We start from the raw sequence: 23,128 nt of genomic DNA on the forward strand, positions 1-23,128 counted from the left end.
GTCGCCCGGCACCCGCGCATTGCTCGCGGGTGAAAAGAGGGATTGTCGGGAAGTTTGGCCGAGGCCGGGCGACGCGGCGTCGCCCGGCCTCGGCCCGCCATTACCAGTTGGCGCCGAAGCTGATGAGATGGAAGGCGAGCGCCACCCACAGCATGACGACGGCGGCGCCGAGCAACAGCACGCTCCATAGCCTGCCGAACCAGCCACGCTTGTTCCTGAAGGCCAAACAGGCGTTCCAGCCGGCGACGCCGACGAAGCCGAAGAAGAGCAGCAGTCCGGCGATCTGGTTGAACCAGATGAGACCGGCCGACGTCACATAATCGCTCGCTATGACCACCACAGCGACCCAGCTGCCGAGTAGCCCCAGCATAGCCCAGGCGCAGGCGGGCACGACGCGATGCAGCGCCAGGTCACGACCCGTCAGTTCCAGCTTCGCGCCATAGCGCTTGCGGTTGATGGCGCCGACGGGCCAGGCGAGCGCAGTCAGAACCAGAATGGCCAGCGCCCCGATCGCCAACGGCTTAAGCCAGGCGCTATTCTTGTACCAGGGTACCGGATCCCACACCATGATCGGTGCGACCGGGCCGTAGAAGACCCGCGTGACCTTTCCATTTTCGACACGTGCCGCGAATTGGTCGCCATCCTCGGTCGATTGCCAGACATAGGGCGAGACCTCGACCCATTTGCGCGGCGCACCGCCGATGGTCTTGAATGCGGGTACCGACAGCTTGCCGTCCTTGTCCGTGCCAACGTCCATCTGGCTGAGAAAACCCATCATCGCCGCCCAGTTCTCGACCGGCGCACGGCTGGTGCCATAGGTGCCGGCAACCTGCGCCGCATGGGCCTTGGCCGTCGCCAGTTCCTTGGGCGCGGGCTTAGGCGCGGGAAAATAGCGGTCGGCGAACTGCTTGAAGAAACTGTTGCGGATCGGACCGACCGCGCCGTCTTTCCCCATGCTGTTCAGCGAGATGTAGATGCCGACATTCTTGCTGGGAAAGAGCGACAGATCGGAATGGAACCAGCGCGTATCGCCGCCATGGGCGATAGCGCTGATGCCGTTGATCTTTTCCTCATAGAAGCCGAGCATCATGTGGTTGAGGCCCGGTAGCGGCTCGTTGGCGGGCGAATGCATCAGCTTGGTCGTTTCAGGCTTCAACAGCGGACCGCCATCATTAAGGTGCGCGATCATGAATTTCGCCATGTCGGCGCCGCTGATGGACGAACTGCCGGCCGGGGCGACCGAGACGATCTCGAACGGCTTGCCCTCGCCCGATCCCAACTGATAGCCTGTGGCCATGTGCGGCTGGAGCGCGGCCGGCAGAGGCTGGCGGAAGCTCGCATATTTCATGCCGAGACGCTGGAAGATATTGCGTTCGATATAGTCGTCGAACGGCATACCGCTGACCCGTTGCACGATATAGCCGGCCAGCGCGGTCGCGTAGTTGGAATAGGCCGGCGTCGATCCGGGCGCATAGACACGGTGCGGCGTCCAGCGCTTCAAGGCGACTTCCAGCGTCGGAATATTATCGCTCGTGCCGATCAGGTCGCGGCCCGCTTCCTCGAACCCGGCCGTGTGCGTCATGATGTTGCGCAGCGTGATCGGCTTGCCATCGAAAGGCGGAATCTTGAAGTCGAGATATTGATTGATGTCGGCGTCGAGGTTCAGCTTGCCTGCCTCCACCTGCTGCATCACCGCCGTCCAGGTGTAGAGCTTCGACACCGAACCGGGGCGGAAAAGCGTGGTGGCCGGATCGACCGGGCTGCGCTTGGCGACATCGGCATAGCCGAAGCCGCGCTGTGTCAGCACCTGCCCGTCCTTGACGATGACGACCACGGCGCCGGCAACATCCCCCCGTGCCAGGGCATAAGGCAGGAACCCGTCGAGCCAGGCGTCGGCATCCTGTTTGGTAAGCATATGCTGCCCATCGACCACGGGCGCAATCGGCACGACCGCGCCGGGCCTCGCGGCGGGCTGCGGCAGCAGCGAGGGCGCATCGAGGGGCGCCTGTTGCGCCACGGTAACGCCGCCGGCCAGCGCCAGCGCGCCGGCGGCCAGATATTTCATCCATCGCATGATGCTGCGCCCTTCCCTGTTGAAGCTGTGTGAAGATTGTCCCGTCATGGTTGTGCCAGCCCGCTGCGGATGGCCTGTCCGGGGAACTGGCCGTCGATTACCTGCCCGTCGCGCGCCATCAGTGTGCCGCCGACCAGGACGTAGCGGATGCCGACCGACGCCTGCATCGGCTTTTCGAATGTCGCACTGTCCTTGATCTTCGCCGGGTCGAAGACGGTGATGTCCGCATCGGCGCCCACAGCGAGGCGTCCCTTGCGCGCCATCTGGGGCGATATCTTTTCCAGCCTGCGGGCCGGCATGATCGTCATCTTGGCGATCGCGGTCTTGAGGTCGAGCAGCTTGCGATCGCGGACATAGACGCCCAGCACTCGCGCGAAAGTGCCCGCACCGCGCGGATGCTCGCCCGATGTGGTCCAGGGTACACCGTCCGATGCGATGCTAACCACAGGATCGGTGACGGCCAGATCGACGATGTCGCTGGGGATGACGTGGATGATGACGGCGGCGTCGGGCTGTTCCTTGCGGTAGCGCTCGAACGTCGCCTGCGTCAGCCGCTCGCCGGTGGCGGGCCACTGAACCGCTTCATAACTCACGCCGTTGCGCTGCTCCCATCCGTCCGAAAAGAAGCTGGAGCCGATGGCGGTGCTGCCGGCGGTATAGGGATAAGCCTCGGTCGTAATGTCGATGCCATGGGCCTGCGCGCCCTTCACCAGTTCGAGCAGCGTCGGCACGTCGCCAAGGCCGGTCGAGGCGATATGCACGATCTGAAGCGACGCCCCGGTGGTCGCCGCGTCAGCAATCACTTCCTGCACGACCGCGATCGGCACGCCGCTCGCCTTGTCGAGCGGACGACTGCGGACATGCGTGAAGACCGGCGCCCCAGTCTTGCCCGCCGCCTGGAAAATGCGGAAAATCTCGCGCCGTCCGGCGCCCGGCACATATTCTATGCCAAGGCCATAGCCGAGCGCGCCGGCCTTCACGTCCCGGTCCATCAGGTCGGCGATCTGCCTCTCCTGCGTGAGGTCGGCGCTCTTGGCCAGCATCGCCGGGTCGGCCGCAACCTGATGTGGACCACTTTGCGCGCAGGACTTGGCCGACAGGACCTGCAACCGCGCACAGATGTGGGAGGCAGACGCGCCAAAATTGATGAGAGCCTTGCCCCGCATCCGGGCGTGGAGATCGGCGACCGGCAACGTGCCGATCTCCATGTCGATCGCCGTGGTCACGCCGTCCAGCAGTTGCAGTCGCTCCGCCACGGGATCCTGTCCATGGGCGTGCAGGTCGATGAAACCAGGCGCAACCACCATGTTCCTGGCATCGAGCCGCCTCCCCCCGCCGAGCGATGCCGTCGAGATGGCCGCAATACGTCCATCCTTGATAGCGATATCGGCGATTTCGTCCCGGCCGCTATCCGGATCGATCACCCGTCCGCCGGCCAGGATCAGGTCATAGCCTGGGGCAGGAACAGCAAGCGCTTCTCCCGCCAGCAGCAGTCCTGCAACTACCGCCGCTCCATGCCGGAAGGAAGAATAGGCAGCGCGCATCTTCAGATCCTTTCATCAAGAATGCCGGACGACGACGGGCAAGGACCCCCATCGCCGTCCGTATCGCTGTCGGGCGATCAGAAGTTCAGCTTCACGCCGCCGGAGAAGTAGCGGCCGATCACATCGTAATTCGCGTTGGTATATTGCGACAGCGGCGGATCGCGATCGAACAGGTTGTTGACGTTGCCGTAGAGGGTGAAGGCGCCCACCTTGAAGCGGACGGCAAGATCGACATAGGTGCGTCCGCCAATGTCGTTGTTGAGCGGCAACTGGCCGTTCGGACCGGGCACATAGGTATATTTTCCGCCGCTGACATGCCGGACGCGCAGGTCCGCGCCGAAATGTGGGTCATCATAGCCGACCGACGTCGTCACTCGCCATTTTGGCGTGGAGAAGGCCGTGTCGCCTCCGACGATACCCGCGCGGTCGGTGGTGGTGACGCCGTCGTCGATCAGCAGTTCCATGACATGGGTCGCCAGCGACCGGACGGTGACACGCCCCGCCCCTACCGGCACCTGATAGGCGGCTTCAATATCCAGCCCTTTGGTCTTATACTGGGCGAGGTTGCGATAGGTGCGCAGAACCGAGACGAGGCCGCCATTGGCGTCACGCTCGATCAGGCCACCGCACAGATTGTCGTTCGGATTCTGCGCAGCGCAGAGGTTCAGCACGTCCTGTGGTGCAAGCGTAACGATTACGCCATCAATCTTGATCTTGTAGAAGTCGACCGACAGGCGCAGTCCCGGCACGAAGTGCGGCGAATAGGAACCGCCCAAAGTCAAAGTGTGCGAGATTTCCGGGTCGAGCGCCGGATTGCCGCCCGTATAGCTGAATACGTTCAGCGCTACCGAATTATTGCGGAACGGATCCTGCATATTGCCGATGTTGGTGGCACGACCCAAATAATATTCGTTGATGCTGGGCGAACGGATGTCACGTGAATAGACGGCACGCAACAGCAGATCGTTGACCAGTCGAAGAGTACCACCAGTCTTCCACGACCAGATGCCACCGCTTGTGCTGTAATCGGAATAGCGGGCCGCGCCGTTCACTTCCAGTTTGGCCGTGTCCGCTACGTCGAGCAGCGGTATCGCGACTTCAGCAAAGAATTCCTTGACGTTGAAGCCGCCATTGGTGGGCGCATAGTTGAGCGTAGCGAAAGCGCGGGTCGCCGACAGCGCGTCGATCGAGTTGGTAACGAATTCTTCCCAGCGGAAATCGCCGCCCACTGCAATGTCGACCGGACCGGCCCAGGTGGAGAAAGGCTGGCCACTCACGCTGAAGCCTGCCGCGTCCAGCTTGGTGGTGCTGGTCGAGGAGGCATCGCCAAAGGCATAGGCCCGGCCAGCATCGCTGATCTTGCCATTGCCAAGAATGTCGATCGGCACGCAGGCGGCGTCGTCATTGGCCGTGCTGGCATCCGCATTGACACGGCAGACCGGGCTGCCATTGACCAGCACTGCGTCGATCGCTTTGTTGAAGCGCGCCGCGATACGCTGATTGCCCAGCGTCTGGCGGTTTCGCAATTCGCCATGGTCATAATAGAGCTTGTAACTCCAGCCATTGCCGAAGCTGCCGTCCAGCCCGATCGCCCCTTCCAGATTGCGGCGCGCATAGTTGAATCGCAACATGCCGTCCGGCCCGACATCGTCCAGGATACGGCCGAGGATGAAGGGGCCGGTGACGCCTGCCGCCGCCAGTTGCGACCTGGCGGTTGCGGTCAGGAATGCGTTATCTTGCTGGATGACGGAAATCGGCGTTTCCGGAAAGAAGCTGAAGTCGCCCGCCATCCGGTTATAGCTGCCTTCGGCCCAGATCTTCAGATTGTCGGTCAGGTCGTAGCTGATACGGGCGAAAAGATTGGTTCGTTCATAGGGGGTACTGACCGACAGATAATCATAGATGCTCTGTCCGCCGCCGCCGATGGTCTGCTGGCCAAAGGTTTCGCTGCCCAACGGTAGCGGGCCGACCGATCCGTCCGGGTTGAACACAAGATTATAGGGAACCGCGGAGGTGCTGAGGATCGATCCACCACGATTGAGAATGGTATAGTTGACGTCATCCGTCAGCACGAGCTGGCCGTCGGCGCGCTGGAACAGCCCGCCGTTCAGGTTCGGCCGGGAATCGCGATCGAACGCGCCCTTGCTCTTGAGATATTCGCCGCCGACCATGATATGGCCGCGATCACCCGCGAATTTCGTACCCCAGGCCATGTCGCCGCCGAAACGGTAGCCATCACCCCGCGACGAGATGCCGGTGTTGGCGCCCATTTTCCAGCCGGCCAGATCATCGTCCAGAATGACGTTGACGACACCCGCGACCGCGCCGGAACCCCAGGCGGCCGATGCGCCGCCCGTCACCACATCGACCCGCTTGATCAGATTCTGCGGCACGCTGTTCAGATCGGCGCTGCCGGTAAAGCGATGTCCGTTAAGGAGCGTCAGCGTGCGCACCGCGGTCAAGCCGCGCAAATCGGCGGGTGAAGCAGCGGCAGTGGTGTTGCCGGTGGTGGTTTCCGGGGTCGATGTCGGCCGGAATTGCGGGATGTCGTTCAGCGCCTGGGCCAGGCTGGGCCGATCGCCCTGCTGTAATTGTTCTACCCCCAATATGGTGGTGGGCGTGGGCGCGTCGAACCCCTGCCGCTGGATGCGCGATCCGGTTACGATGATTTCGGATTCTGCGACCTGTTCCGCCGGCTGCTGCGCCATGGCGGGCGACATGCCTGCGATCCCCGCCAACGCGGTGCCCGCAAGCCACAACAAATGGTTGGACTTCATGCTCATACCCCTTTGCACCCATCGAAGGGGCGCAGCACGCCAAGGCCGTCCGCTTATACTTCGCCTATTTCTCGCCTGACGTAACCGCTTCCTCCGATTCAAGTGAGAAGGATAAGAACATTAATATGAGGACAACTCAATCCTAAATGAGATAAAATTGTCATATCAGAAAAATAAAGCCGCCGATCGAGTTGATCGGCGGCGTGGGATCGAGTCATTTCCCGGTGGACGGGACCAGATGATAGGTAACGTGCGGCTGGGAACCGAAGGAAAGGCGCAGATCGTCCGGCGCGCCGTAGAACAGCAGCCGGTCATAGGGGCCACCCGCTCGTGCGCCGGTCACTTGTTCATAGAGCGTCGGCCCGATCTGCTCCCAATAGCTTTTGCGTCCCTGCGCCTCGACCAGCAGGCCATGTTCGCCCTGAATTGAAAGCTTGAGATCGCCCGCCGGATCGGCCGGCTTGGCATAATCGCGACGATTGACGCGGTAAGCGCCGACCGGTGGCGTCGCGCCAGCCTGCGTCCAGCGCGTTGCAGGGGCCTGTGGGAAGAGGCGCCCGACGATCGCGTCGCTCAGTTCGGTGCGAGCCCCATAGCTCCCTTGCCCGCCCGTCATCGACACGAAGAAACCAAAATCCGCTTCGGGCGCAAGCAGCAGATAGCTGTGAAAATCCATGGTGTTGCCGCCATGACCAACCAGGCGAGGCCCCGCTTCGCGCGCGACCATGAAGCCATGGGCCATGCCCGGTAGCCCCGGCGCGTTAGCGATCGAGTCGCTTTCGAGGAAATGAACCGATTCCGGCTTCAGGATGCGCGCCGCACCCAGCGCGCCATTGCCCAACATCGCCAGCATGAAGCGCGCCATGTCAGGCGCCGTCGCCGCGGCCGATCCGGCGGGCATGATCTTGTCATAGCGCTCATAAGGCTTCGCCTTGTAACGCCCGTCCGCAAAGGCATATCCCAGCGCCATATGGGCGGCATTGGCACCCGTCAGCGGTTCGCGGAATGTGCTGGTCGTCATGCCAAGCGGCTTGAAAATATGGCGTTCCACATAATCCGGGAAGGGTTCGCCGGACACGCGCTCGACGATATAGCCGGCCAGCGCCGCACCATAGTTGGAATAGGAAATCTCTCCGCCGGGCGCCCAGAGCCGCTGGGGAATATGAGTCTTGAGGAAGGATTGATAGGCCTCTTCCTTTTCCCACTCTCCTTCGGCGTAAGACAGGTCGCTCATCCCCACAGCGTGGGCGAAGAGATCGCGAACCTTGATCGGCTTGCCTTCAAACGGCGGAATTGCATAATCGAGATAGCGATTGACGTCGACATCCAGGTCGACTTTGCCGGCCTCCACCTGCTGCATCAGCGCCGCCCAGGTGAAGAGCTTCGACACCGAACCGGGCCGGAACAGCGTATGCTGCCCATCTACGGGAATGCCGCGATCGACATCGGCGAAGCCATAGCCGCGCGTCATCACTACCTTGCCACGATAGACGACGGTAATGACAGCCCCCGCCACTTCGCGCTGCGCGATCTGCTGCGCCATAATGCCGTCGATGAAATCCGGCAGCCCCACGACGCGACTCCTGTCGAGGGAGACGGGCGCCGATGCCTGCGGCACCTTCGCCAACGCCATATTGCCGGACGGCGCCAGCAGCAGAAGGGCCGCGGCGCCGCCCAAGGCGAGCCTCCACCCGCGCCTGTCATGATGGTCGAGATGCATCATTTCCGCCCCTCATATATTCTCGTATCAGGAATTATTTCTCTATACAGGATGAAGGATAATCGGCAAACTCTTTTCCAATTCGACAAAAGGGGATTGGACATGGACAAGATAAACAGCGTTTCGCGGCGGCAATTGCTGGCCGGCACGGTCACAGCCGCGGCACTGGCTTTTCCGATGATCAATGGCGGCCTCTATCAGGCCCATGCGGCTTCACCGCGCCGTTATTCGAAGCGAGTGACCGATCTGGTGAAAGGGTCGCTCATCATCGACATGCTGGGGCCGTTGACGCTCGACTTCCGCCCGGACGTCTATGCCGAGCCGGTGAGCGAAAAATGGGCGGCGGATTTCCGCGCGAGCGGCATTACCGCCTTCCACAACAGTATCGGCATTGGCGGGCCGAACGCGCGCTCTGAAACGCTGCAATGGCTACTGGCCTGGACCGGCTTCGTCGCGCGCAATCCGCATCTGTTCCAGGGCATAGGGTTGGGTGCCGACCTCGATCGAGCAAAGGCGGACGGCCGGATGGGAGTCATCATGGGCCTTCAGAATAGCGACCATTTCGAAACATTGGCGGATGTGAAGACATTCTATCAACTGGGACAGCGCGTGTCGCAGTTGACCTATAACAGCCAGAACAGAATAGGATCGGGCTGCACCGATCGTATCGACGGCGGCCTGTCCGACTATGGCGTCGCGATCGTCGCGGAGATGAACAAGGTCGGCATGGTGGTCGACGTGTCCCATTGCGGCGACAAGACAACGCTGGACGCCATCGCCATGGCCAGCGGCCCCATCGCGATCACCCACAGCAATTGCCGGGCGCTCAACAACCATCCCCGCACCAAGACGGACGAGGCGATCAAGGCACTGGGCGCCAAGGGCGGCGTGATGGGCATTACAGGGGTGCGCAACTTCCTCACCGCGCAGGAGCCGACGACCATCGCCAATCTGGTCGACCAGGTCGATCATGTCGCCAAGCTGATCGGCATCGACAAGGTCGGCATCGGGTCGGACGCTGACATCTACGGTTATGACGATATGGAACCGACCGCCTATGCCAAGCTGAAGGCCGGCTACAAGGGCAGTTACGCCTTTCGCGACAAGATCGACACGGATGGATTCGACGACCCGCTGAAGATGTATAATCTGGTAGAGGAAATGGTGCGCCGCAATTATTCCGACGATAATGTCCGGGCGGTGCTGGGTGGCAATTTCCGCCGGTTGCTGGGCACGACCTGGAAATAATATCGACGGAATATGGCGGCGGGGCGATCAAAATGCCGCCGCCGCCATCAGATCGGCAGTTCGTTCGTCGATTTGATTTCCGACAGGGCCACCGTCGAATTGATTTCCTGCACGCCCGACAATTTGCTCAGGCGCTCAAAGAAGAAACGCTCATAGGCGTCGATGTCCTTCGCCACGATCCGCAACATGAAGTCCATCGTGCCCATTAGCACATAGGCATCCAGCACCTCCGGAAAGCCCCGGATGGCTTCGCTGAACTCATCGAGATTGGCGCGACCATGCGCATTGAGCTTCACCTGTGCGAAGACATGGGCATTCAGCCCGACCTTGCGTCGGTCGATCACCGCCACGCGCTTGCGGATAAGACCTTCCCGTTCCAGCCGGTCGATGCGACGCCAGCAAGGCGATGGCGTCAGTCCGACCTTCTCAGCGATTTGCGCCGTCGTCTGACTCGCGTCACGCTGCAATTCGCGGAGAATCTTCCGCTCGAAATTATCGAGATCGATCATATTATCCACATTATAGCACAGTGTCGGATAAATCATCCCGCCATCCTCGGATTGACCGGAAAATGAGGCAAGTTTCTTCTCGCGCGACGGTGGATAAGCCGGGCGGCAATCCCAGAGGAGAAAATCATGGTCGTCCGCCCTGCCCGCCTGAACCCGCCGATGCAATCAGTGCGTCTGCTCGATCCCGAAAACGGCCTGGACGGGGTCATCGCCATCCATTCAACGGCCATCGGTCCGGGGGCGGGCGGGTGCCGTTTCTGGCACTATCCCGATCTGGAATCGGCCTTTGACGACGCCTGTCGCTTGGCCGAAGGCATGAGCTACAAGAATGCGCTGGCCGGCCTTCCCTTTGGCGGCGCCAAGGCGGTGTTGCGCCGCCCCGAAGGGGCGTTCGATCGTACCGCGCTGTTCCGTGCCTTCGGCCGCGCGGTCGAGGCACTGGATGGCCTGTACGTCACCGCCGAAGATGTCGGCACGACCGTCGCCGACATGCGCGACGTATCGTCCGCGACGCGTCATGTCGCCGGCCTGGATTCATCGGACGATCAGGCTGGTGGCGATCCTTCGCCCTGGACGGCGCTGGGGGTGTTCGAGGCGATGCGGGCCGCCGCCCGCATGACATTGGGCGCCGAACTGTCGGACCTGACCGTGGCGGTCCAGGGAACCGGCAATGTCGGGGCCAGCCTGTGCCGCCGCCTGGCCGATGCGGGCGCACGGCTGATCATCGCCGACATCGACCCGCGTCGTCGCAATGCATTGAGCGCCGTCCTCGACGCCCATATCGTCGATGTCGACGAGATCGCATCGGTTGAGGCGGACATTTTCGCGCCCTGCGCTCTGGGTGGCGCGCTGACGGTGCAAAGCGTGACGGCGATGCAGGCCAGGCTCGTCTGCGGCGCCGCGAACAACCAGCTCGCCTCGTCCGAAGTCGCCGACCTGCTGCTGGAACGCGGTATCGCCTATGCGCCCGACTATGTCGTCAATGCCGGCGGCATCATCAGCGTGTCGGCCGAATATCTGGGCGAGGATCGCGCGAGCGTCGCTGCTCGCGTCGACCAGATCGGTCCCCGCGCCGGCGAGATACTGGATCTCGCCCGCCGCGAAGGCCATTCCCCCGCATGGGTGGCGGACGAGATGGCCGAACGGATCATCACCGCCGCCAGCCGTCAGGCTGCCTGAACCGACCTCACCATCTAAGCGCCGCGCGGGCCAGGATCAGGCTGTTGCCTGCGCGGCGATACGGGATACTGTGCGGCGGCAACGGGATCGTTTTCGCGCCTTCGGGCCACTGGTCCCGGACTTCGATCAACTGGATGTCCATCTGGCCCGGTCCGGCCGCATCCATGCTGACATGCACCGGATCAGCTCCGCTGGCGTGGAAGGTCATAGACGACCAATCGCCCGCCTTGATCGGCCCTGACACCGGCTGATCCATCAGCCGCAGGTTCCGCAATTCCACCGAAGGCTTGAAGAATAGGCGCATGAACCGCCCGCCATTGCGATTGGCCGCGACGAGGTTGATGCGATGCCCATTACCGGCAGAGGTAGCAGTCAATCGCAGCACCGGCCGGGCGAAGGCGGCGGGCTTTGCCGGCGCGATCCAATGATCGTCCTTGGCGATTGGCGCGATCGACCCCAGCCGAGGCACACCGCCATCCTGCGACAGCGTGCGCCGGACCCAGCCGGCGCGATCCAGCCTGGCGCTCACCCAATTGGCGCGCGCGCTGTCGATGTCGGCGATGTAGAAGGCTTCGACCATGTCCGGATTGTCCGCCGTCGGCGTTCGCGCATCAATGGCCGCGGCAACGAAAAGGCCCAAGCCGGCGACCGAGCCGATCGAGGCGACGCGCAGGAGATTGCGCGACGACCAGAGCAGTGGCGCCAGCGCAAGCAGTGTCAGCAGGATGAAGGGCGTTACGATGGCCGGGAGCGACACCCCGATCATCAGGAAGAAGTCATAGCCCGCACGAGCCATCAACCCCGCGATCAGGATGGCCGGCGCCGTCATCGCCAACAGTCCCAGCGGCTGAAGGGAGCTAATGGGCGCGAACAGGAGCATCGCCAGCGGCAATGCGAACAACAGCAGCGGCCATAGGAGAATATGAGCGCCATTGGGCAACATGATCTGGAACGCGAGCGCCAGCAGCCCGACCAACGTCATGGCTCCCGCAAACCAGCCGTTCAACGATACAGGTCGTCGCATATTGGCGAAAACCAGGAGAGCCGCGCCGCCGCCTACAATCAGCGGAATCGCGCTGAAGCTGCCGAGAAAGCCTGTCGCCAGACCCGCTATCCCCAGCCCCAGGGCCGCGACCTTGGGCCTTGCCGTCATGGCGACGCCGAGCAACAGCAGACCGAAGCTGATGCCCAGCAGGGCCGTGGCCGCCAGCAGCGCGCCAAACTGGCCGATCAGCGCATAGGGGGTCGACAGGTCGCGCACGATCAGGGCGGCCAGGCGCAGCGCGAGCATCAGCATCGTCGCGATGCCCAGCAGCAGAGCCAGCAGACCGCCCGCGCCAGCCAGCATATCGCGCCAGTCGATGGTGCGCCGGGCCAAAGCGACACCCGTCATGGCGAAAGTCGCGCCGATCGTCGCAATCGCCAGCACCCACCCCAGCCATGACGGGTAGGCGATCAGGAACAGGCCGAACAGGTCGGAAAAGATGCTGTCATCCTGCGCCCGGTCGAGGCTGTCCGCCTGAGCGAACAGGCGGACAGCCGGCAACACCTGATCCCCCATATGCTGAATGCTGCCGGCATTCAGCCGGTCGGGCGTGGACAGCGCCGTGTGATAGGCCATCTGATGCCCGACAAAGGCGAAATTCAGGCCAGCAAGCCCCTTGTCGAGCGCCGCCGTGAGGTCGGTGTCGTTGGGCATATGTTTGTAGATAGTGACGAGCAGCGAGTCGGCCGCAGGCGACGGGACGGCCTGTCGATAGACATCGATCAGGCGACTGTTTCCGGCGCTGGTCTGGAACATCAGCGCCCTGCCGCTGTCGCCCCGCGCTTCCAGATTGATGACCAGCCCGATGCGTCGGCGCAGAGGATCGCTTGCGAAAAAGGCGGTCGATCCCAGCAGGCCGGCTTCTTCGCCATCGGCGAAGAGGAAGATCACCGATCGCCGCAACGCACCCGCCGCTTTGAGCGCGCGCGCCACTTCCAGCGCAACCGCCACGCCCGACGTATCGTCCCCCGCCCCCGGCGACAGCGCCGCGGTGTCATAATGCGCCATCAGCAGCACGGCAGGCAATGTGGGATCGATTCCCCGATATTCCGCCACGATATTCTGCATCCGGCCGGCCGGGGCGACATCGTTGAAATAGCGTCGCGCCGAAATGGCGGTTTGCGTGCGGAGCAGCGGATTTAGGCCAAGCGCCTGGGTCTGTTTCATCAGGTAACGCCTGGTGTCGTCTATCTCCGGCGATCCGGTCGGATGCGGGCGGGTGGCGATGGCGCGGACATGTTGCATGGCGCGATCGGCGGAAAAGTCGGTCGTCGGCGCGGTGGCGGATTTAGGCGCGGGCAAGCGGTTGGCCATGATCCCAAGCGCGACCCCGCAGGCAATGACGAGCAGGGCGAGCGCCCAACGCGACAGCGAGTTGGACAGTTGATCGGCGGCTTCGTCAGCATAAATTTTCTTCATGGACATTTATTGTCTTATTTGTAGAAAATAATCAAATTACGAAAATAATCCCGTCCGTTTTCCTGCCTCAACGCAAAAGGGCTTGCGGGGGATGGGGCATATGAACGCACGCCAGCGGAGGCATTTGCAGAAAAGATCAGGGGAAGCCCCGCCGCGTCATGCCAGCATTGCTCTCAGCGCTTTTTTGTCGATCTTGCCGACGCTGGTGCGCGGCAGCGCTTCGACCAGCAAAAGCCTCTCCGGAATGGCGTAGCGGCTGATGCGACCCGATGCGACATGCTGCTGGAGCTGCACGCATAGCAGATCCATATCGGACGGCGTTGCCCCCCGGGCCGCGACGATGAAGGCGACAGGCCGCTCGCCCCATTTTGCGTCCGGCATGGCGATGACGCCCGCCTCCGCCACCCCAGGCAGCGCAACCAGCAAATCTTCAAGATCCACCGAGGACACCCATTCCCCTCCAGACTTGATGACGTCCTTCAGCCGATCGACAATGCGCAGCGCGCCATCGCCATCCAACGCCGCGACGTCACCCGTATGCATCCATCCGTCTGCCCACAATGTGTCGGAATCCGGCTGCGTGGCATAGCCCTGCGTCAACCATGGCGCGCGCAGCAGCAGTTCGCCACCCTTGTCCACGTCGATCCGGGCCTGGACCAGGATAGCGGGGAAGCCGGCACGGCAACATTTTGCCACATCCTGTTGTGGTCCCCGCGCCAGCGCCACCACCGGACCGGTTTCGGACATGCCATAACCGGCCAATATCGTGATGCCAGCCATTTCGGCCTCCTGCGCCAAAGCAGCCGGCAGTGCCGATCCGCCGATGACGAAGGTCCAGGGCGCCAGACTGTCTCCGCCGGCTGCATTGGCGTCCAGCAGCATACGCAGGATGGTCGGCACGCAATGGGAAAAATCCACGCCCTCCCGACGCTTGAGCGCCAGCAAGGTCGCGGGATCATAGCGACCGGGATAGACTTGTTTGACACCCAGCATCGTCGCGACATAGGGCATTCCCCAGGCGTGGACGTGAAACATCGGCGTCATCGGCATGTAGACATTCGTCCGCCGCATTCCCTGCCCGTCGGGCTGGTTCGCCAGCGTCGCCGCCAGCGCGATCGTGTGCAGGACCAACTGCCGGTGGCTGAAGAAGACCTGTTTGGGATCGCCCGTCGTCCCGGTGGTGTGAAAGGTGGTGGCGATCGCATTCTCGTCGAAATCGCCGAAGATGAAATCGGGGCTGGCGGCGGCGATCAGCGCTTCATAATCATTGTCTTCGTCCGCCCCGTCCATGACGATCAGGCCCCCAATCTGCGGCAGCGCCAGCAATAGTTGGGCGCAGAGGGGCGCGAAATCGGCATGATGGAGGAGGAAGGACGCGCCCGACTGGCGCAGCGTGAAGTCGATCTGGGCGGGCGACAACCGGACATTCACCGTTTGGAGGATCGCGCCCATCATCGGAATGGCGAAATAGCATTCGAGATAGCGGTGGCTGTCCCAGTCCATCACCGCCACCGTATCGCCGGCTCGCACGCCGCGCGCCGTCAGCAAGGCCGCCAGCCGCGCTACGCGATCAACGAACGCACGATAGCCGAAGCGGAGCTCGCCACTGACGATTTCCGCATCCGTCTGGTTCGCGACATTGGCGAGCAGATGGCGGATCAGCAGCGGATAGGCATAGGCGTTCGCGCCAGGCGTCGACAGAATTCTGGGCATGTTCACCCGATCGCCTCCGGCATGCCGGGGACAGGACGACAAAGTGGAACGACGACGCACATCCTCGACCGCGACATCATGATGGGAGGTTAAGGCTTTGGACGGGTGAAGAGCGCCGCCCCAACGCGACGCCGGCCATGCGGCTGCACATGACGGGCCACGCAGATAAAGGGATCATATGCCACCTTTTCAGCTGGGCCTATGGCTGCTGCCATCGCCCTTCCTTCTCCAGGCGCCGAGTGTCTTCGCTTCCCGAACGCAATTCAAGTATTTTTCAAAAAAAGAAATATTTTTTCACTATCGATCATCCCGATGATGTTTTCCTATCCCGAACTTTTGCAGTCGGCGTAATCCGCTATGCACCCGCGCTTCGGCGCACCACCAGCCGCGCGGGCAACATGCTGGCCGGCCGATCCTTTCCTTCTATCTGCGCGACCAGCGTGTCGATCAGCAATTGCCCGGCCCCCTTCATGTCCTGCATGATGGTGGTGAGCGGCGGGGTGGTCAGGCTGGCGGCGGGGATATCGTCGAAGCCGACGATGGCGACGTCGTCCGGAACCGACAGGCCCGCCTCGGCTAATGCGCGCATCGCGCCGATTGCGATCAGGTCGCTCGCGGCGAAGATCGCGTCGAAAGGCCTGGCCCGCGCGATCAGCGTCCGGGCGGCGGCGTGCCCGGCATCCTCTGCGGTCAGCGCATCGACCTGCAGCGCCGGGTCGGGCGCAATGCCTGATATCGCCATCGCGTCGCACAGCCCCCGGTAGCGGTCGGCAAATTCGGGATAATGTTCGTCCGCCTGCCCCAGAAAGGCGATGCGCCGCCGACCGATCCCCAGCAGATGCTCACCCGCCAGTCGCCCTGCACCGATATTGTCCGACCCCACGGTCGGGCCGATCGTCGCCTCTCCGACCGATCCCCAGCGGACGAAATGCGTGCCGTGATCGACCAGTTCGGTCAATCGCCGGGCATAGAGCGTATAGTCGCCATAGCCGAGCAGGATCAGGCCGTCGGCGCGATGGCTGTCCTGATAGCGGACATGCCAGTCATCCTCCATCTTCTGGAACGAGATGAGCAGATCCAGTCCGCGCGCGCCGCATTGCCGCGTGATCGATCCCAGCATGGCGAGGAAGAAGGGGTTGATGTTCGATTCGTCGGGGGTCGGATCTTCGAAGAACAGCAGTGCGATCGTGTTCGACCGCTGCGACCGGAGCGACGAGGCGTTCTTGTCCACCGAATAATTGAGTTCGCGGGCGATCGCCTCGATCCGCTGACGCGTGGCGAGGCTGACCGATCGCGATCCGCGCAGCGCCCGGCTGACCGTGGGCTGCGACACGCCGGCCAGATAGGCGATGTCGAAGCTGGTCGGCTTGCTGCTGGGCTGGCGCCCCATATCCTTCTCCCGGCGCGGTCGATACGCCACAGCCATGGTAGGGCGAGCTGCAAAGCAAGGCAATCGTGGCCCTGGCGACCATGGCCCAGTGGCATCACGGCCACAGTCGGGCGGCGCGCATATTATGCGTATACGTATGCCTTATGGCCGGGCTGCGCGAACGGGGCGTATGACCGGCCTACCCGCAGGAACGTGGCGCTGCACAGCCACGCCTGCGGCCAGGGTTCCAACATCGGCCAATAGTCTGTCCGATGTTCATGGGGGAGAGGATAATAGTGGCTCAACATCATCATCGCGTCCGTTTGTTCGGCGCATCGCTTCTGGCCATCATGGCGACGACCGCCATCCCCGCCTTCGCCCAGGACGCCCCGCAAGCCGACGCCGCGCCGCAGGATGCAGCCAACGACACGATCATCGTCACCGGCTTCCGCGCCGCGCTGCAGAGCGCCGTCAATGTGAAGAAGAACGCCGCGCAGATCGTGGAATCGGTGTCGGCCGAGGATATCGGCAAGCTGCCCGACGCATCGATCGGCGAATCCATCGCCCGTCTGCCGGGCCTGACATCCCAGCGCCTGTTCGGCCGCGCCAATTCGATCGCGATCCGCGGCGCCAGCGCCGACCTGTCTTCGACCACGCTCAACGGCCGTCCGCAAACCTCGACCGGCGAACAGCGCAATGTCGAATTCGACCAATATCCGTCTGAAGTCGTCAGCCGCGTCGATGTGTTCAAGTCGCCCCAGGCTAACCTCATCAACCAGGGTCTGGCCGGTACCGTCGACATCCGCACTATCCGTCCGCTCGACTATGGCAAGGAATTATTCTCGGTCGGCGCGCGCGGCGTCTATACCGATCTTGGCAAGGTAAATGCCGACAGCAAGGACAAGGGCTATCGCCTGACCGGCACCTATGTCGGTCAGTTTGCCGGCGACCGGATCGGCGTGTCACTGTCCGCAGCCTATAATGACGAACCCTATCAGTCGAAGGAGTTCGAGGCCTGGGGCTATGCCGACGGGCCGAATGGCGACAAGGTGATCGGCGGCATCAAGCCGTTCGGGGTATCCACCCAACTGAAGCGCCTGGGCATCCAGGGTGCGGTGCAGGTGCAGGCGACCGACACGCTGCTGCTGACCTTCGATGGCTTTTATGGCGACTTCAAGGAAAAGCAGATCAAGCGCGGCGTCGAATTCCCGCTCTACTGGAGCGGCGCGACATTGGTGCCGGCCAGCATCGGCACCGACGGCGACTTCATCAACAAGGGCACGTTCACCGGTGTCGAGGCCGTGGTCAACAACCATGGCTATGAGCGCAAGTCGAAGATCTTCTCGGGCGGCTTCAACGCCAAATATACCGGCGACGATGGCTGGTCGGCCAGCTTCGACTTCGGCTATTCGCGCACCGATCGCAACGAACTGTCACTCGAATCCAATGCCGGCACCGGCTATGGTCCCGGCAATGGCGCGACCGACACGCTGGACTTCGTCAGCGACGGCAAGGGCACCCATTTCACCAGCCACCAGCTCGACTATAGCGATTCCAATCTGATGGTGCTGACCGATCCGCTCGGCTGGGGCGGCGGCGCGCCGCTCGGCCATCAGGAAGGCTATTATAACAACCGCATCATCGACGACGAGATCAAAAGCTATCAGGTCGAGTTCGGCAAGGAGATTGAGGGCAGCTTCCTGTCGAAGATCACGGCGGGCCTGGGCTATGTCGACCGCACCAAGTCGAAGACGCCGGAAGAATATGTGCTGAACCTTGCGAACGGCGCAACGTCGCTGGTGCTGCCTGAGCAATATCGTCTGGCGGCGACCGACCTGAGCTTCATCGGCGTCGGCCCGATCCTGTCCTACGATCCGTTCAAGCTGCTGGCGGACGGCGTCTATATCAAGACGCTGAACCCCAGCAAGGATGTGCCGGCCAAGGCCTATTCGGTGACGGAGCGGGTAATGTCGGCCTATCTGATGGCCAATATAAAATCCGACATGGGATCGGCGGAGCTGAGCGGCAATTTCGGCGTGCTGGCGCAGAATACCGAACAGAAGTCGCGCGGTTTCGTGAATCTGGCGGCGGCTTCGCTCGTGCCGACGACGCGGGGCGATAATTATTGGGACATCCTTCCCAGCATGAACATGTCGCTGCGCTTCCCCAGCGACTTCGTCATCCGTCTGGCCGCCGCGCGTGAAATCCAGCGTCCCCGGTTCGAGGATATGAAAGTCAGCCTGGATTATGGCTATAACACCGCCAGCGGCGTCATCACCGGCACCGGCGGCAACCCCTATCTTCGTCCCTATCGCGCCTGGGCGGCGGACCTCAATTTCGAGAAATATTTCGGCACCAAGGGCTATGTCAGCCTGCAACTCTTCGCGAAAAAGCTGCAAAGCTATGTCTATCGCGAGACGGCGGCGTTCGACTATACCGGCCTGCCGGTGGTTCTGCCGCCCGGCGTCACCGATCCCGACGGCACGCTGACCCGTCCCGTCAACGGCAAGGGCGGCAAGCTTTACGGCTTCGAAGTCGCGGGCACCGTACCATTGGACATCGTCACCCCGGCGCTCGACGGATTCGGCCTGACCGGCGGTGTGGGTTATACCAAGACCAGCATCAAACCAGGCGTCGGCGCAGCGTCGGAAGACCTTCCCGATTATTCGCGCTGGGTCGCCAACGGCACGCTCTTCTTCGAAAAATGGGGTTTCAACGCCCGCGGTTCGGTGCGCTACCGTTCCTCCTTCGTCGGCCAGTTCGTCGGCTTTGGCGGCGAGCGGGAGTTGCGCCGGGCGCTCGCGGAAACCATCGTCGACGCGCAGGTCGGCTATGATTTCCAGAAGGGCAGCGCGCTCGAAGGCCTGTCGGTGTTCGTGCAGGGCCAGAACCTGACCGACGAACCCTTCGTGTCGGTCGATACCGGCGCATCGATCCAGATCCGCAACTATCAAAGCTACGGCCGCCGCTTCATGGCGGGCTTCAACTACCGCTTCTGATGTGTAGAGTGGCCCGGCGGCCTTATCGTCGCCGGGCCTTTTTCCAAGGTTCAAACAAAGGGGTGCCCGTGATGGGTCGAACGGCCACGAAATTGTTCGTGACAGCCGCCGGGATCGGCGCGGCTCTCCTGGGCGCGCCGCTGGCGTTCGCCGACACGCTCAGCGCGCTGCGGGCGCGCACGCCGGAACAGGAGATCGTCTATTTCGTCCTGCCGGATCGCTTCGCCAATGGCGACCCGAAGAACGACACCGGCGGCCTGAAGGGTGGTCCGCTCCAGACCGGCTACGACCCGACCTCGCGGGCCTTCTATCATGGCGGCGACCTCAAGGGGCTGACGGCCAAGCTCGACTATATTCAGGGCCTTGGCGCGACCGCGATCTGGCTGGCGCCGATCTTCAAGAACAAGCCGGTGCAGGGCGCCAATGGGCAGGAAAGCGCGGGCTATCATGGCTATTGGGTGACGGACTTCACCACCGTCGATCCGCATTTGGGCACGGACAAGGACTTCAGGACGCTGGTCGATGCCGCCCACGCGCGCGGCATGAAAGTCTATATGGACATTATCGCCAACCATACGGCCGATGTGATCCAGTATAAGGAAAGCCCCGCCAGCGCGGCCCCCTATCGCAGCAAGGCCGATTATCCCTGGTCGCACCGGGGCGGCGCGGCAGGCCAGTCGATCAATCCAGGGTTCGCCGGCGACCGCGACGGCAGCCCGGCCAATTGGGCGAAACTGACCGATCCCGCCTTCGCCTATACGCCGGTCGTGCCGACAGGCGAGGCGAGGGTCAAAGTCCCCGCCTGGCTCAACGACCCCATCTATTATCATAATCGCGGCGACACCGACTGGAAGGGCGAGAGTTCCCAATATGGCGATTTCGTCGGCCTTGATGATCTCGCCACCGAAGACCCGCGCGTGGTCGAAGGATTCATCGCCATCTACAGGGGCTGGATCGACCGGTTTGGCATCGACGGCTATCGCATCGATACGGCGCGTCATGTGAATGCGGAATTCTGGCGCGCCTTCATCCCCGCCATCCGCGCGTATGCGGCGGCGAAAGGCATTCCCAACTTCCATGTCTTCGGCGAAGTCGCCACCGACGCTTACGACCCTGCCTTGCTGGCAAGCTGGACCCGCAACGCCGCCTTCCCCGCCGTGCTCGACTTCGCCTTCATGCGCGCCGCGGTCGATGCCGCCAGTGGCAAGACCGGCACCGACATGCTCGGCCGTCTCGGCGAGGATGATGCACTCTATGAAGGCGGCAAGTCGGCGGCGCTGCAATTGCCGACCTTCCTCGGCAACCATGATGCCGGCCGCTTCGCCTTCTTCCTGCGTCAGGCCAATCCCGGCATGAGCGCGGAAGAGGAACTGGCCCGTGACATATTGGGCCATGCGATGCTGCTGACGCTGCGCGGCGTGCCGACCCTCTATTATGGCGACGAACAGGGCTTTGCCGGCACCGGCAACGACCAGCAGGCGCGGCAGGACATGTTCGCCTCGCATGTCGCGGAATATAATGCGGACAGGCTGGTCGGCACGGCATCGACCACGGCGACGGACAATTTTCGCACGGATCACCCGCTCTATCGCGCCATCGCGCACCTGGCGAAGATCCGCCGCGACACGCCGGCCCTGTCGCGCGGCGCGACTCTGCTGCGCGCCAGTTCGGACAAGCCCGGCATTTTCGCCGTGTCCCGCATCGATCCCGATACGGGCCGCGAGATAGTGGTCGCCTTCAACACATCGGCCGCGCCGCTGTCGGGCCATATCGCGGTCGATCCGGCCAGCGGCGGCTTCACGTCGCTGGCCGGCGCCTGCCCGGCCGCCGCCCAGGCGCCGGGCAGCCTTGCCCTCTCCCTCCCCGCCTTCGGCTATGCCGTCTGCGCCGCTCACCCCTAACCGCCGGAACGCCTTCATGACGCTAGCGACGACATCGACCGATCAGCCCTGGTGGAAGGGGGCGGTGATCTACCAAATCTATCCGCGCAGCTTCCAGGACAGCAATGGCGACGGCGTCGGCGACCTCAATGGCATCACCGCGCGCCTGGCGCATGTCGCGAAACTGGGCGTGGACGCCATCTGGATATCCCCCTTTTTCACCTCGCCCATGCGCGATTTCGGCTATGACATCGCCGATTATTGCGATGTCGATCCGATTTTCGGCACGCTCGCCGACTTCGACGCGCTGGTCGCCCGCGCCCATGACCTTGGCCTCAAGGTCACGATCGATCAGGTCTACGCCCATACGTCCGATCTGCACGACTGGTTCGCGCAGAGCCGGGCCGGCCGGACGGGCGGCAAGGCTGACTGGTTCGTTTGGGTCGACCCCAGGGAAGACGGCACCCCGCCCAACAACTGGCAGTCGGTCTTCGGCGGCCCGGCCTGGACCTGGGACGGGCGGCGTGGCCAATATTATATGCACCAGTTTCTGAGCAGCCAGCCGCAGCTCAACCTCCACAACCCGGCAGTGCAGGATGCGCTGCTCGACGCGATGCGTTTCTGGCTCGACCGCGGGGTGGACGGCTTCCGGCTCGACGCGCTCAACCATTCGATGCACGACCCGCTGCTGCGCGACAATCCGGCCGCGCCCGATACGGGCAAGCCGCGGACCCGATCCTTCGATTTCCAGATCAAACGTTACAGTCAATCGCATCCCGGCGTCGTCGATTTCATCGAACGCATCCGCACGCTCTGCGACGAATATGGCGCGATCTTCACCGTGGCGGAGGTGGGCGGCGACCTGTCCGAGACGGAGATGAAGGCCTATACGGCGGGCGAAACCCACCTCAACAGCGCCTATGGCTTCAACTTCCTCTATGCCGACGCGCTAACGCCCGCGCTGGTCGCCGAAACGGTCGATCGCTGGCCCGACGAGCCGGGCATGGGATGGCCGAGCTGGGCGTTCGAAAATCATGACGCGCCGCGCGCCCTGTCCCGATGGTGCACGCCCGACGATCGCCCTGCCTTCGGCCGGCTGAAGGCGATGCTGCTGGTCGCGCTGCGTGGCAATGCCATCCTCTATCAGGGCGAGGAACTGGGCATCACCCAGGTCGATATACCGTTCGAGCGGCTGCAAGACCCCGAAGCCATCGCCAACTGGCCGCTGACCCTGTCACGCGACGGCGCCCGCACGCCGCTGCCCTGGTCGGCGGAAGCGCCGCAGGCTGGTTTTAGCGATGCCGAATCCTGGTTGCCGGTGGGGGACGAGAATCTCCCGCGCGCGGTGGACGCGCAAGAGGCGGACGCCCATTCGCTGCTCAACCACACCCGCGCCATGCTGGCGCTGCGCAAAGCGAACCCCGCGCTGCGCCATGGCAGTCTGGAGATCGTGATCGCCGACGAGCAGCGGCTGCTGTTCCGTCGTGCGGCGGATGGCCAGTCCCTGCTCTGCCTGTTCAACCTGTCGGCCGAACCGGCGGCTTGGCCCGAAGAGATCGCACCGACCAACAAGCTGCTGTGCGCCGTCAATGGCGCCACGCCTGGCGCCCTGCCGCCCTTCGGCGCGCTGATGATCGAAGAATAAGGAGAAG

13 protein-coding genes are annotated in these 23,128 nt (G+C 63.0%); 5 read left to right on the plus strand and 8 right to left on the minus strand.

Translation table 11 applies throughout. The features are described 5' to 3' along the window. Window positions 1-100 precede the first annotated feature (100 nt). The 4 genes from K9B33_RS04145 to K9B33_RS04160 all read right to left on the minus strand — a co-directional run bounded on the left by K9B33_RS04145 (window position 101) and on the right by K9B33_RS04160 (window position 8,118). Complete coding sequence (locus K9B33_RS04145) at window positions 101-2,122, minus strand: serine hydrolase domain-containing protein (protein ID WP_224546906.1); 2,022 nt, start codon at window positions 2,120-2,122, stop codon at window positions 101-103. Continuing rightward, the gene (locus K9B33_RS04150) at window positions 2,119-3,618 is read right to left on the minus strand and encodes an amidohydrolase family protein (protein ID WP_224546908.1); all 1,500 of its coding nucleotides are present in this window, start codon (window positions 3,616-3,618) and stop codon (window positions 2,119-2,121) included. Before K9B33_RS04150 ends, K9B33_RS04145 begins: the two co-directional genes overlap by 4 nt. Before the next feature lie 77 nt (window positions 3,619-3,695). Next, window positions 3,696-6,395: a TonB-dependent receptor plug domain-containing protein gene (locus K9B33_RS04155; protein WP_224546910.1), complete on the minus strand. Its 2,700-nt coding sequence runs from the start codon at window positions 6,393-6,395 to the stop codon at window positions 3,696-3,698. 214 nt (window positions 6,396-6,609) lie between these two features. Then, a complete protein-coding gene (locus tag K9B33_RS04160; protein ID WP_224546912.1) occupies window positions 6,610-8,118 on the minus strand; it encodes a serine hydrolase domain-containing protein in 1,509 nt (502 codons plus the stop codon). A 99-nt stretch (window positions 8,119-8,217) separates the two neighbouring features. Here K9B33_RS04160 and K9B33_RS04165 point away from each other — a divergent pair, with 99 nt between their 5' ends. Then, window positions 8,218-9,363 (plus strand): dipeptidase, encoded by a 1,146-nt coding sequence (locus K9B33_RS04165; RefSeq protein WP_224546913.1) that lies wholly within the window; start codon window positions 8,218-8,220, stop codon window positions 9,361-9,363. A gap of 47 nt (window positions 9,364-9,410) precedes the next feature. Here the strand turns inward: K9B33_RS04165 and K9B33_RS04170 are convergent, their stop codons facing one another. Beyond that, window positions 9,411-9,872 (minus strand): Lrp/AsnC family transcriptional regulator, encoded by a 462-nt coding sequence (locus K9B33_RS04170; RefSeq protein ID WP_224547090.1) that lies wholly within the window; start codon window positions 9,870-9,872, stop codon window positions 9,411-9,413. Between the two features lie 126 nt (window positions 9,873-9,998). Between K9B33_RS04170 and K9B33_RS04175 the strand changes: the two genes are divergently transcribed. Further along, window positions 9,999-11,051 (plus strand): Leu/Phe/Val dehydrogenase, encoded by a 1,053-nt coding sequence (locus tag K9B33_RS04175; RefSeq protein WP_224546914.1) that lies wholly within the window; start codon window positions 9,999-10,001, stop codon window positions 11,049-11,051. A gap of 7 nt (window positions 11,052-11,058) precedes the next feature. Here K9B33_RS04175 and K9B33_RS04180 read toward each other — a convergent pair whose 3' ends face one another. The 3 genes from K9B33_RS04180 to K9B33_RS04190 form a co-directional block, all read right to left on the minus strand. Further along, the gene (locus tag K9B33_RS04180) at window positions 11,059-13,515 is read right to left on the minus strand and encodes a M20/M25/M40 family metallo-hydrolase (RefSeq protein ID WP_224546915.1); all 2,457 of its coding nucleotides are present in this window, start codon (window positions 13,513-13,515) and stop codon (window positions 11,059-11,061) included. A 156-nt stretch (window positions 13,516-13,671) separates the two neighbouring features. Then, window positions 13,672-15,228 (minus strand): long-chain-fatty-acid--CoA ligase, encoded by a 1,557-nt coding sequence (locus K9B33_RS04185; RefSeq protein WP_224547092.1) that lies wholly within the window; start codon window positions 15,226-15,228, stop codon window positions 13,672-13,674. A gap of 355 nt (window positions 15,229-15,583) precedes the next feature. Continuing rightward, window positions 15,584-16,618, minus strand: coding sequence for a LacI family DNA-binding transcriptional regulator (locus K9B33_RS04190; RefSeq protein WP_224546916.1), 1,035 nt, complete (start codon window positions 16,616-16,618; stop codon window positions 15,584-15,586). 275 nt (window positions 16,619-16,893) lie between these two features. Here K9B33_RS04190 and K9B33_RS04195 point away from each other — a divergent pair, with 275 nt between their 5' ends. The 3 genes from K9B33_RS04195 (at window position 16,894) to K9B33_RS04205 (ending at window position 23,121) form a co-directional block, all read left to right on the plus strand. Beyond that, entirely contained in the window at window positions 16,894-19,596 is a 2,703-nt protein-coding gene (locus tag K9B33_RS04195; protein WP_224546917.1) for a TonB-dependent receptor, read from the plus strand. A 71-nt stretch (window positions 19,597-19,667) separates the two neighbouring features. Then, on the plus strand, window positions 19,668-21,497 hold the full coding sequence (locus tag K9B33_RS04200; protein ID WP_224546918.1) for an alpha-amylase family glycosyl hydrolase: 1,830 nt from the start codon (window positions 19,668-19,670) through the stop codon (window positions 21,495-21,497). A gap of 16 nt (window positions 21,498-21,513) precedes the next feature. Continuing rightward, window positions 21,514-23,121, plus strand: a complete 1,608-nt coding sequence (locus K9B33_RS04205; RefSeq protein WP_224546919.1) for an alpha-amylase family glycosyl hydrolase — start codon at window positions 21,514-21,516, stop codon at window positions 23,119-23,121. The last annotated feature ends 7 nt before the right edge of the window (window positions 23,122-23,128 follow it).

The organism is Sphingobium sp. 3R8 (assembly GCF_020166615.1).
In the GTDB taxonomy this organism is placed as follows: domain Bacteria; phylum Pseudomonadota; class Alphaproteobacteria; order Sphingomonadales; family Sphingomonadaceae; genus Sphingobium; species Sphingobium bisphenolicum.